We start from the raw sequence: 12,726 nt of genomic DNA, 5'->3' as shown, positions 1-12,726 counted from the left end.
TGCAAATAATCTTTATTTTAGATCAAACCACATAACCAATATAAAAACCAAATATGAGCCACAGCACATCAACGAATTTCACAACATCCGATACGGCAAAGAGCGGTAAAGGATATCTTTTCCCGTTAATTTTAGTCACCAGCCTGTTCTTTTTCTGGGGCTTTGTTCACAATCTCGATCCGGTATTGATTCCGCACCTGCGTAAAGCTTTTCAGCTCAGCGTTTTCGAATCTACCCTGGTCGATTCGTCGGTTTTTATTGCCTATTTCTTACTGGCATTACCAGCGGGCTATATTATGCGCAAATACGGCTATAAAAGTGGTATTATTGTGGGACTGATATTATTTGCTGTTGGTTGCTTATTATTTATACCGGCTGCCAATACCGCCAAATACATCTTTTTCCTGGGTGCACTTTTCATTATCGCCTGTGGATTAACCTTTTTAGAAACTGCAGCAAACCCTTATGTAACGGTATTGGGGCCGCCAGAAACAGCTACCCAGCGTTTAAATTTTTCGCAATCTTTTAATGGTTTGGCTGCATTTTTAGGCCCGATTGTAGGTGGTAAACTTATTTTCACCGAATCTACCTATACCGATGAGCAATTGGCTAAAATGTTGCCAGCAGCCAAACAAGCCTATGTGTTGCAGGAAGCCTCGACTGTAAAAGCGCCCTATTTAATTTTAGGCATCCTGATTATTGTAGTGGCCATTCTATTTATTTTCACCAAACTCCCTGATATTAAAGAAGAAGAGCATGCTGACGAAAAAAGCACTTTTGGCCATGTATTGGGTCACAGTCATTTGCGCTGGGCCATTATTGGGCAGTTTTTTTATGTAGGCGCCCAGGTTTGTGTAATGAGTATGTTTATCAGTTTCATTACCTCATCGGCTGGCATTACGCTGGCAAAAGCATCATTGTATACAAGTGCTGCAGGCCTTGCATTTTTGGCGGGTAGATTCATAGGCACAATTTTCATGAAATTTGTAGCACCGCATAAACTGTTAATGCTTTACGCCTTAATCAGCGCCGTATTAACCTTAGTATCTATTTTTGCCACAGGCATGATTACCGTTTACGCCTTAATTGGAGTTGCATTCTTCATGTCGATTATGTTCCCAACCATATTTTCATTGGGTATTGCCGGTTTGGGCAAAGATACCAAACTGGGTTCTTCACTTATTGTAATGTCGATTGTGGGTGGTGCCTTTTTACCACCAGTATTGGGATTAATTTCTGATGCTACCCACAATATCCAATACGGTTATGTAGTACCTTTTGTATGCTTTTTGGTGGTATTCTATTTTGGTTGGAAAGGATGGAAACCCAATCACGTTGAAAAAGAAGTGACTTTAGCAGCTTAATCAGATTAAAAAAATAACAAATACAATTTATAGATGAAAAAACTAGTCATCAAAATTAACCATGCCGATAACGTTTTGGTTGCCTTGCAGGATTTACCACAGGGTGCCACAATAGAACATGAAGGAAATACTTACGTTACGCAGGAAGAAATTCCGGCGAAGCATAAGTTTTTTATGCAGGATATGCATGCGGGTGATGAGGTTATGATGTATGGTGTTTTGGTTGGCAAAGTGCAGTTCGACGTTAAAGCCGGCATGCGCATGAATGTAGAAAATACCAAACATGCAGCCGAGCCATTTGCTTATCGCGATGTAGACTATAAATGGGAAGCACCCGATGTGCAGAAATATGCCGATCGCAAATTTTATGGTTACCACCGTAAAAACGGTACTGTGGGTACTGCCAATTACTGGTTGTTTATCCCAACGGTATTTTGCGAAAACCGCAATTTAGATATCATCCGCGAATCGTTGTACAGTGAACTGGGCTATGCTGTGGGCGACAAATACAAATCGTATACGCATAAGCTGGTTCAGGCTTTCGAAAATGGAGAAGATATCCACAATATCAGTTTCGAACCTAAAGCCGACCGCACTACCCGCACCTTTAAAAATGTTGATGGCATTAAATTTCTGACGCATAATGGTGGCTGTGGTGGTACCAGGCAAGATTCGGATACTCTAAGCAAACTATTGGCAGCTTATGCCAATCACCCCAATGTTGCCGGCGTTACCGTTTTAAGTTTAGGCTGTCAGCATTTACAGGTAGCCGATTTTAAACGCGATCTGCTTGCACTCGATCCGGAGTTTGATAAGCCATTACTGATTTTTGAGCAACAGAAAACACAAAGCGAAGAACAGCTGATTCAGGATGCAATTAGAAATACGTTTGAAGGGTTGATGTTCATTAATAAACACGAACGCGAGGCTGCACCTTTAAATAAATTGTGTGTAGGTGTAAAATGTGGTGGTAGCGATGGTTTCAGTGGCATTTCGGCAAACCCTGCAGTGGGTTACTGCGCCGATTTACTGGTAGCCCTTGGCGCAAAAGTATTGTTAGCCGAGTTCCCTGAACTATGTGGTGTAGAACAGGAAATGATCGACAGATCGGTAGACCGCGCAACTGCAGAGAAGTTTATCCGCTTAATGACAGAATACGATGACCTTGCGCATAAAGTGGGCTCGGGTTTTTACATGAACCCTTCGCCGGGCAATATTAAAGATGGATTGATTACCGACGCCATTAAATCGGCTGGTGCTGCGCGTAAAGCTGGTGCTTCGCCGGTGGTAGATGTACTCGATTATACCGAGCCGGCAACAAAACCTGGCTTAAGTTTGGTATGTACCCCGGGTAACGACGTTGAAGCCACCACTGGTAAGGCTGCAGCGGGTGCCACACTAATTTTATTTACTACAGGATTGGGTACGCCAACGGGTAACCCGGTTTGTCCAACCATTAAAGTAGCCACCAACGCCGTTTTGGCAAAACGCATGAGCGATATTATCGACATTGATACCGGACCGGTTATCAGCGGCGAAAAAACCATTAACGAAATGGGCGAAGACATTTTGGAGTACTGTATTAAAGTAGCAAGCGGTCAGGAAATACCAAAAGCTGTACAACTTAACCAGGATGATTTTATTCCATGGAAAAGAGGTGTTAGCCTGTAAATGATGGAAGACGTATAATGGAAGATGAATGAGGGGAAGAAGGACCTCAATACAAATTCTTCTTTACCGCGCAGGCGGGCATCTTAATGCATTTGTACGGGTTTTATTCGAAACAAAGCATTAGCTTTAAACTTAAAGCTCCATCTGTCCTGTTTTAAAACAATAAATAAAAATATCCCCTAATATGGATTTAAATTTAAAAGGAAAAATAATTTTGGTAAGTGGTGGTGCAAAAGGCATTGGCGCAGCAATTGTTAAAGCTTTGGCAATTGAAAACGCATTCCCCATCATTATTGGCCGTAACGAAGCCGATAACCAGAGCATGTTGCAGGAAATTAAAGACCTTGGATTGAATGGCGATTATTTTACTGCCGAACTAACTGCACCCGATAGTTGTAAAAATATAGTTGATGCCATATTAGCCAAATACAACCGCATTGATGGTTTGGTTAACAATGCCGGGGTTAACGACGGCGTAGGCCTCGAAAGCGGCACCTACGAGGCTTTTATGGAATCGTTACACAAAAACGTAGTACATTATTATTTATTGGCCCAGCACGTTTTGCCTGAGCTGAAAAAGAATAAGGGTTCAATCTTAAACATTGGCAGTAAAACTGCTGAAACCGGTCAGGGTGGTACATCGGGTTATGCAGCAGCTAATGGTGCGCGTAATGCCTTAACCCGCGAATGGGCGGTTGAGTTATTGCAATACGGCATCCGCGTTAACGCCATTATCGTGGCCGAGGCCTGGACTCCCCTCTATCAAAAATGGATCAGCACATTCGATCAGCCGGAAGAGAAACTGAAAAGCATTACCGATAAAATCCCTTTTGAGAACCGGATGACCACCGTAGAGGAGATCGCCAATACAGCAGTGTTCTTATTGTCAGATAAATCGAGCCATACTACAGGTCAGCTTATTCATGTTGATGGTGGTTATGTGCACTTAGACCGGGCATTGTTGTAACCGATGCACTTCATTATAAAGTAATAAAAGGATTACCTGAACAATGGGTAATCCTTTTTTTTTGAAACGTCATCTCGACCGGAACGCAGTGGAGCGCCCGCCTGCTTCGGGCAGGGAGAGATCTATCTAATAAGATTTAGCTTCGCTGAGCACTTCGTGGTTCTCGACTACGCTGCACTTCGCTCGAAATGACGACTCCGAAGGAGCTGTAACTAATATTGATTTTTATCCAATAAATTAACCCTTGGGAAACTTTTAAAGGTGCTTTGTAATGTACCTAATCATCCCCCTACCCCCTTCAAAGGGGGGACTGGATAACCTCAGTAGTAGAACTTATATAAAAATAAAGTGCCACCTTTCGGCGGCACTTTATCAAAGTAGAAACCAAATTTCAGTTACGATTGACCTTCTGTTTCTACGATATATTTGTTTTCGAGCGTACCATCACTATACAGCTTTAAAATGGCATAACCTGGAGGTGTTTCCTGGTAGTAATAAGGCTGGGCAGAACGTTTATCGCCTTTACCCCACCAAAAACCGCTCATGGCACCGTTGCAATAATACTCTACACCATTGTACCAGGCCCTATCCAGCAAATGCTGGTGACCGCTGAGGCAAACCTTCACCTTATCTTTATGCTTATAAAAAAGCTGTTTCAATTCTTTATGATCGCCATGTTGCCCACCTTCCCAGGTACCTGTTACCGTTAATATCGGGTAGTGTGACATGAGCAATACCGGTGTATTTGCCGGTAGCTTTTCTAATTCACTTTCCAGCCACTTGTATTGTTCGGCATCTAATGCGGTATTTTTATTGTTCCCATCCAAAATGATAAAATGCCAGCCATTTTTACTGAAACTATAATAACGGTTAGGAATTTTGAGCCTTTTTACCACGTAATCTTTACCATACATTTCGTCCTCTTTTGAGGGGGCTGCCCACCAGATATCGTGGTTACCAATACAGCTGTGCAGTTCATAGCCATCAAGCTGTTTAATGCATTTATCCCATATCCCCCATTGCTCTACCACACTTTCGCGTTTAATATCGTTATAATCGGCTGCGTGGATGCTATCACCTCCGTTGAGAAAAAAATCTACTTTAAGGTCTTTAATCTTTTGCAGGCATTTTTCAAACCTTGCCGGTGCATTATCGCCCTGACGGATGTGTACATCGGTAATATGCGCAATGGTTAATACCAGTTTTTTCTTCTTATCTTTTTCTGCGGGTGCCGATGCAACGGCGTTTAAATCGCCAAGGGCCAATGCAGCGGTAGCCAATGGGAGTGCTTTTAATAAACTTCTTCTTTTCATGTTCATTTGTGTTGTGGTTAAAGAGACCGTCATTTCGAACGAAGTGCGACGATGTCGAGAAATTTAGTAATAGCTCTCTCTCCCGACTTAATGTCGGGACTGCGCTTCAGTCGAGATGACGGTCTCTTATTTATACTATTGATTTATACTATTACCAACCTGTTGGTTGTTTAAGTTGCGGGTTTAGTAAAATCTGCTGCATTGGTATTGGGTAATAATAATACTTCGGCTCGATAAACGACCTTGGGTTGGTTTGGTTTTCGGGGAACATAACGAAGCCCGAAGTGCCGTTGCTCAGATAAAAACTATTATCGCTTAAATAATATTTTACCAGTTTAGCTTTAACATCAGCAGGTAAACCATCAAGTGGTGTTTCCTGACCTGCGGCCTGCAAAATGGCAACATCTTCTACCCCATCTCCGGTAACATCGTAAGCACCCAGCTTAGCCACGTACATACCCTGGGTAGGTTTCTCTAATAATTTACCAGCTTTCCAACGCAACAAATCTGCAAACCTGAAACCTTCGCAGGCCAGCTCTACATTGCGTTCGCGGCGGATTTCTAATAGCACACCTTTGTTAACACCATTAACCGCAGGGTACATGGCTGCCAAAACGTTATCGGGACTGGCATTTGCAGTAACCATATTCAATGCTGCTACACCAGCGCGGTTGCGCAACACATTAATGGTCAGGTCTAAATCGGTTTGGCTTAGGGTACCCAGCTCTGCTTTGGCCTCAGCATTAATTAACAATACCTCTGCATAACGTAATATTGGCAGGTCGGTAAACTCAGTATATGATTTGCTGACAGGATCTATAGCATAAAACTTAATTTGAGGATAACCGCCAAAAGTTGGCCGGGTTTTATTTGGCGCTCCACCCAAAGTAGTCGAAAATCCGGGAGGCGCAACCGTTACCGCCATCCTTGCATCGCGGTTTTTGAAGATTTCGGAGTAAGGCTTCTTGTCCCAATCGGTTGTTGAGGTGAAAGCCGTTCCATCTGTCATTAAATAGGTATCGATTAAACTTTTGCTTAACGACCATTGCCAATCGAACACATAATGTGTGCTATTAGACCGGTTTAAAGCTCGGTTATAATCATCGTAAAAGATGATTTCTTTAATACCGCTTAAATCTTCGCTGGTAAACAGTTTCTGGTAATCTTCTCCTTTTTTACCGGTATTGTAAATGCTAAAACCACCATCGGTCATTACCGATTTAGAAGCAGATGCAGCCCTTTGCAAAAAGGTATTGGCCGAACTTTGTAAGCCCAGTTCATCGTGGTATTTCCTAAAAGTACCTTCGTACAGGCAAAACCTCGATAAAACCGTTAATGCAGCCCATTTGGTTACGCGGGTATTGGTTCCTGTTGGCAGCACGTTGGCGGCAGCATATTCCAGGTCGGCAACAACCGAATCCGCTACCAGCGTTCGTGGATCTTTGGCTTTATAAAGCTGTGCTTCATCATTGGTACCTAAAACCGTATTGTAATAAGGTACATCGCCATATCTGCGAATCATGTTATAATAAAATATCCCCCTGTAAAAACGGGCAATACCAACAAAGTGCTTAATGGTAGCTGCATCGCCTTTTACATTTTGAAGATTATTGATCATGTAATTGATGGTGCGCAGGTTGCCCCAGCTCCAGCCACCAACGTTAGCGGGCGTAATTTTGCCCCTAATCATGTTATCCATTTCATGCCCGCCCAGGTAAACCGATATATTGTCTGAAAAAACATCGTCGGTACCGGCACCAAACATGCCATAAAAACCATTGCTGTAGGTTTCCAAATCGGCTGTGGTTTTAAAAAACTCGTTCGGGGTAATGGTGGTTTCCGGAATGCGGTCTAAAAAATCCTTCTTACATCCGGCCAAAAAGCCAACGGTGAGGATAACCACTAATATATTGATGTAATATTTTGTTTTCATCTGTTTAGTATTAGAAATTAAAGTTCAGACCAAATGAATAAGTACGTTGAAATGGATAGATACTTCCGCCCAGGCCTTCTGGATCTAGTTTCACTTTTAGGTTGGAGTGTTCGAATAAATTTTCGCCACTTACATAAAAGTGTACATTTTCGATTTTAGCACGTTTTAATAAACTTTTAGGTAAAGTATAACCCAGTGTAATGTTTTTAACACGCATGTACGAAGCATCTTGCAGGTATTTGGTATTCGGAATACCCAATTCCTCTCCGGTATCTTCAGCAGCATAGGCTTTTATCCTCGGGAAATAAGCATTTGGGGTTTCAGGGCTCCAGTGATCGAGGTTTTGCACGGTAACGTTGGTCCATGGCTGTGCATAAATTCCCCAGAAATAAATGTTGCTACCATCAGCATACCAATCTCTTTTGGCCACGCCCTGAATGTACACGCGTAAATCGAAACCTTTCCATGCACCAGATAAATCGATACTGTACGGAAGGCGGTTTCTGTTGTTACCCAGTTTGTAGTAATCGCCAGGGTTATCAACTGTTTTATTACCAAAGTCTATTTTACCATCGTTGTTGCGGTCTTTAAATTTAATATCGCCCACAAAATACTGATAACGCTGATCGTCGGTACCTACTGCAGTTTGGTTGGCGTGGTTTTTCAACTCATCAGCATTCTGGAAAAAGCCTTCGGCCTCCAGCCCCCATATTTCGCCTAACTCCATGCCCTCGTAAAATGAAACACCAGTCAGCAATTTATTTGGGTTATCGAAACGGGTAATGTAAGTTCTGCTATCACTTAAGGCCAGCACTACATTGTAACTAAATGGCGAACCACCTAAAGTAGCCTGATCTTTCCAACCCAGTTTTAACTCCCAGCCCTTGGTTTTTAAATCGGCAGCATTGGTAGTTGGCGATGCTGTCCCAAAAACTCCAGGTAAAGGTTTACCAGCTACGAGCATATTTTTAGTAAAACGGGTGTAACGGTCAAAATTCACCTCTAACCTGTTTTTGAAGAAAGCCGCATCGATACCGAGGTTTACAGATGATACCTTTTCCCAGGTAAAATTACTTGAGATAGCTGCCGGCGGATTAACATAAGTTGGTTGTGCACCGCCCAAAATCTGCGAGGTTTTACCGCTGGTCATTTTCGACAGGTAATCGTACTCTCCTACCGCAGCCTGGTTACCCAGCACACCGTAAGAACCTCTGATTTTAAACATATCCATTGCTAAAAATTGTTTTACCGGGGCAAAAAACTTCTCGTCAGATAGTAACCAGCCTGCCGAGCCTGAAGGAACAAAAACCCATCTTTTACCTGGTGCAAAACGCGATGAACCATCATAACGGCCATTTAACTCCAACAGGTAACGTTCTTTAAAATTATAGTTTACGCGGTAAAAAAGTCCTTGTACTGCCCATTCAGAAATGCTTTCGCTTACCGTTTGATCGCCGGTAGCCAGATTTATAGAAGGCAGGCTATTGGAAATTAACAATTTGCGCGAAGCTGTAAAGGCATTGTAACGCAATTCCTCCTGGTTGTAACCTACCAAACCCGATACAAAATGGTTCCCTAGCTTTTTGTGTGCTTCGGTATACAGGTTAATAATATTGTATTTGGTATTTGCATGCTGATCGGCTGCCGAAGTGGAAGTAGATAAAGGAGGTGATAAGTTAGGTCCGGTTTTATATGGCACCGGAATTTCGTATGATTTGTTTAGGTTATTTACCCGCCTTAAAGTTGCATCGCCCTTTAAACTCCAGATATTTTTAACCAGCGAAGCATCGAAAGAGAAAGTGGTTTGCACCGTGTTCGAGCTTAAAGTTTTGCGGCCACCTTCTTGCACTGCACCTAACAAAGATGCACCTGCCGAAGTCCACGAACCATCGGGGTTGCGCAGAATATCGGTTACGTTGGTACGGTTTATATTCCAGAAATAGTTTCCATCAATAAAGGTAGGAGCCTCGTAAAAGGTAGAGGTTAACATGGTGTTGTTAGAGAGCGTAAGCCATTTGGTTACATTCAAATCAACTTTTCCACGTAGGTTATAAATGTTGTTGTTTTCATTTGCATTCTTGATCATTCCATTCTGCCTGTAATAATTGGCAGAAAGATAGTAACTCACCTGTTCGGCCCTTTTAGATACATTTACGCCCACATTGTAAGTTGGTGCCGATTGATTGTAAGCTTCTCTAAGCCAATCTGTCGATCCGATGTAGAACCATTTGTTCGGGTCGGTTGGATCGGTAATTACATCTGGCAACGAAGGATCTAATGAGCGTAACCTGGCCGCTTCTACCAATGTAGCGCTATAGGCTGGGTTGTACAAAGGAAAGGCGGCTTCGTTTTTAGCTTTCAATACCTGGTACGGATCGGTAACCACTTCTGGCAATTTACCTACGGTACGGTAGGCCATATAACTGTTTACCCCAACATTTAATTTGCTGCTTTTTGCTGTGCGGGTAACAATTAAAACAACCCCAAATGGTGCTCTCGCACCATAAATGGCCGATGAAGCTGCATCTTTTAATACCGATACACTTTCTATATCGGCAGGGTTAAGTGTTAACAAATCGGAACTGCTGAAAGGTACGTTATCTACCAATATTAAAGGTGCACCACCATTAATAGAGGTAAATCCCCTGATATTGAAATCGGGCGCCGTATTGGGCCTGCCATTGGCAATAGAAATATTTAAATTCGGAATTAAGCCCTGTAAACCCTGCCCAATATTGGCAATTGGCCTGTTTTCTAATTGTTTGGCACTTATTGCATCAACTGCACCAGTTAAGTTTGCCCGTTTCTGTGTTCCGTAACCTACTACCACTACATCTTCCAAGTCGGCCATATCAGGCTGCAGCGAAATGGTTAAACTTCCACTTTTATTTACCGGTACCTCCTGGGTTTTGTAACCCAGGTACGATACCACTAAAACTGCGCCCTCTCCGGCTATTGTAAATTTAAAGTTTCCGCCTTCGTCTGTTTTATGAAAAATTTTGGTTCCCTTAATCAGTATGGAGGTGTTGGGCATAGCGCCCCCCTTTTCATCTACCACTTTACCACTTACCTCGATGTTTTTAAACAGGTTTAACAGTTTTTCAAATACCGAAATTTCGGTAGCTTTAATAATCACTGTTTTTTCATCAATGGCGTAGGTTAATGGTTTGCCTGCCAGGCATTTTTTCAATACCTCATCAAGTGGGGTATTATTAAAACTTACATTAATGGTTTGGTTGGTTTGTAATTTATCGGCTTCCCACAATACATTATAGCCGGTTTGTTTTCTAATTTCTTTGAAAACCTGCTTAATGGTAATGTGTTTATTAACTAGAGAAAGGCTCTGGGCATTGCTTGTTGCAGCACTTGCCTGTAGTAAAGCAGTTACCATTAAAACTATAAGGAGTTTCATCACTAGCAAAAATTTGGTCATGCAGGAGCTATACCTGCAAAAATTATTAGCAGAATTTATATACATTTGTTTGTTTGTTTTGGTTTCTATTATTCTATCGCATAGTTTATTTTGAACTGATCCAAACATTAGCCGGTTTACGCCGGTTCAGGGTCAGTAATGTTGGTAGCATTGCTGACTTTTTTTTGGATTGCAGTTTTAAGGTTTATTTCATTACTACAATCCTCCTTCCTTCGATATTAAAATGAACTGATCCCGTTAATTCTAACTTTTTAAGCACCTGCGATACATTTCCAAACCTGGAAACGGTACCGCTATAATCTTTAGTCAATAAAACTTTATCCTTAAATACCACCTCTACATCATACCACCTGGCTACTTTATGCATAATACTTTCGAGGTTTTCATTATCAAACATAAAAAGGCCTTCTTTCCAGGCCAGGGCCTCTTCGGTTTCTACTGCTGTTATTTTAACCGACGATCCTTTTAACAACGATTGTTCGCCGGGTTTCAAAACTTTGGCCAGTACAGCTAAATTTCCCGATCCGGTAACAGGTGTAACCCTTACCGATCCTTCAACCAGTGTGGTTTTGGTATTTTCTTCGTTATTGTAACTGTTAATGTTGAAATGCGTACCCAAAACTTCTACCACCTGCGTTTCGGTTTTTACAGTAAACGGAACCCGCTGCCCCTGTGTAGTTTTTTTAGCCACTTCAAAATAGGCTTCGCCTTTAAGCTGTACCTCGCGACCTGTACTGGCAAAAGATGTAGGGTATTTTAAAGATGAAGCCGCGTTTAGCCATACTTTGGTACCATCGGGCAGGTTTATCTGGTACTGGCCACCTTTTGGCGTTTCTATAGTATTAAATTGCTGTTTCCCTGCAAGCCATTGTGCAGTGGCATTTTTAGCAGTATAAACCAACTCGCCCTTAGCTGTTTTGGTAATGCTTACACCTTGCTGTTCGGCTATTTTACCATTCTGTGTATCATCGAGCGAAATTTTAGCCCCATTGGCCAGTGTAAGAAAAGCTTTATTTCCGCCGGGTTTAATATCGTTTTTAACTAAATACCCAACACTTTGCATTTCGGGCTGACTGGTATTTTTGTATTGATATAAACCAAAGCCAAGCGCCAGCAAAATAACTGCTGCTGCAGCCCAGCCCCATTGCAGTTTTACTTTTTTAGGCGGATTGTTTCGCTCTTGTATGGTGCCCCACATGCTATCTCCAAGCGAAGCATAATCCGGTTCGGGAGCTAAAGCCTCAGGATTTTCGGTTACTTGCAGGTACCACGACTCTACAATAGCCACTTCCTCGGGCGTACAATGCCCGGCCAGATATTTTTCCAGTAATGCTTCAGCTCTTTTATGCTCCATAACTAACACTTATAGGTTGATGTATGGTTATGAACATTTGCCCGCGGCCAGGGCGTAGAAAAAAATAAAAAAAATAAAAAAAAATTAATCGGGTAAAATCAGAAGATCAAAACGAATAAACTGCCCAGTTTTAAACGGAGTATTTTTAAGGCATTATTCATTTGTTTTTTAACGGTTTTATCAGAAATATCCATGCGCACAGCAATTTCGCGATGGGATAAATGTGCATTGCGGCTTAGTTCAAAAACCTCGCGCATTTTTGCGGGCAGCTGCGCAACTTCGAGTTCGATGCGTTTGGCCAGTTCGCGGTTGCGTACCAAATGATCGGTGGTATTGTTGCCGGCTTCGATAAATTTTTCGAGCGAATTTAAATAGTTGTTTTTTACCTTTCCGCGCTGAAAAAGTTTAAGGATACTGTTGCGCACGGCGGCATACAGAAAACAGGATAAGGAAGTGTGGATTTCGAGTGCTTCAGATTTCGACCATAACATCACAAAAACATCCTGTACTACATCCCTCGATTCTTCGTCGTTTTGGAGTATTTTACGCGCATAACGGAACAACATGGCCCAGTAGCGCTGGTAAATTTCTGCATAGGCGCGGTGGTTACGCTCCTTCAGAAGTAGTAAAAGCTCATCATCAGTATTCAGATTATAATCACCCATTACCCTGCCTAAATTTCAATGCAAAA

8 protein-coding genes are annotated in these 12,726 nt (G+C 42.2%); 3 read left to right on the top strand and 5 right to left on the bottom strand.

The genetic code is table 11. From position 1 onward, the window contains the following. Positions 1-53: 53 nt before the first annotated feature. The 3 genes from fucP (at position 54) to DBR40_RS10225 (ending at position 4,002) form a co-directional block, all read left to right on the top strand. Positions 54-1,364: an L-fucose:H+ symporter permease gene (gene fucP, locus DBR40_RS10235; protein WP_124559653.1), complete on the top strand. Its 1,311-nt coding sequence runs from the start codon at positions 54-56 to the stop codon at positions 1,362-1,364. 33 nt (positions 1,365-1,397) lie between these two features. Then, a complete protein-coding gene (locus DBR40_RS10230; RefSeq protein ID WP_124559652.1) occupies positions 1,398-3,035 on the top strand; it encodes a UxaA family hydrolase in 1,638 nt (545 codons plus the stop codon). A 184-nt stretch (positions 3,036-3,219) separates the two neighbouring features. Then, positions 3,220-4,002, top strand: coding sequence for an SDR family oxidoreductase (locus DBR40_RS10225; RefSeq protein WP_124559651.1), 783 nt, complete (start codon positions 3,220-3,222; stop codon positions 4,000-4,002). Between the two features lie 395 nt (positions 4,003-4,397). Here DBR40_RS10225 and DBR40_RS10220 read toward each other — a convergent pair whose 3' ends face one another. The 5 genes from DBR40_RS10220 to DBR40_RS10200 form a co-directional block, all read right to left on the bottom strand. Continuing rightward, the gene (locus tag DBR40_RS10220; protein ID WP_124559650.1) at positions 4,398-5,315 is read right to left on the bottom strand and encodes a metallophosphoesterase family protein; all 918 of its coding nucleotides are present in this window, start codon (positions 5,313-5,315) and stop codon (positions 4,398-4,400) included. Between the two features lie 151 nt (positions 5,316-5,466). Next, positions 5,467-7,248 (bottom strand): RagB/SusD family nutrient uptake outer membrane protein, encoded by a 1,782-nt coding sequence (locus DBR40_RS10215; protein WP_124559649.1) that lies wholly within the window; start codon positions 7,246-7,248, stop codon positions 5,467-5,469. Between the two features lie 10 nt (positions 7,249-7,258). Further along, positions 7,259-10,660 carry a TonB-dependent receptor gene (locus DBR40_RS10210; protein WP_158674023.1) on the bottom strand — a complete coding sequence of 1,134 codons (3,402 nt, stop codon included), beginning with the start codon at positions 10,658-10,660 and terminating at the stop codon, positions 7,259-7,261. Positions 10,661-10,865: 205 nt separating this feature from the next. Then, positions 10,866-12,035 carry a FecR family protein gene (locus tag DBR40_RS10205; protein WP_124559647.1) on the bottom strand — a complete coding sequence of 390 codons (1,170 nt, stop codon included), beginning with the start codon at positions 12,033-12,035 and terminating at the stop codon, positions 10,866-10,868. A gap of 98 nt (positions 12,036-12,133) precedes the next feature. Then, positions 12,134-12,700 carry an RNA polymerase sigma factor gene (locus tag DBR40_RS10200; protein ID WP_124559646.1) on the bottom strand — a complete coding sequence of 189 codons (567 nt, stop codon included), beginning with the start codon at positions 12,698-12,700 and terminating at the stop codon, positions 12,134-12,136. Positions 12,701-12,726 lie beyond the last annotated feature (26 nt).

The sequence above is a fragment of the Pedobacter sp. KBW01 genome (assembly GCF_003852395.1).
Classification (GTDB): Bacteria; Bacteroidota; Bacteroidia; order Sphingobacteriales; family Sphingobacteriaceae; genus Pedobacter.
Note: the sequence above shows the minus strand (reverse complement) of the source record. Positions and strands in the feature narration are given on the sequence as shown.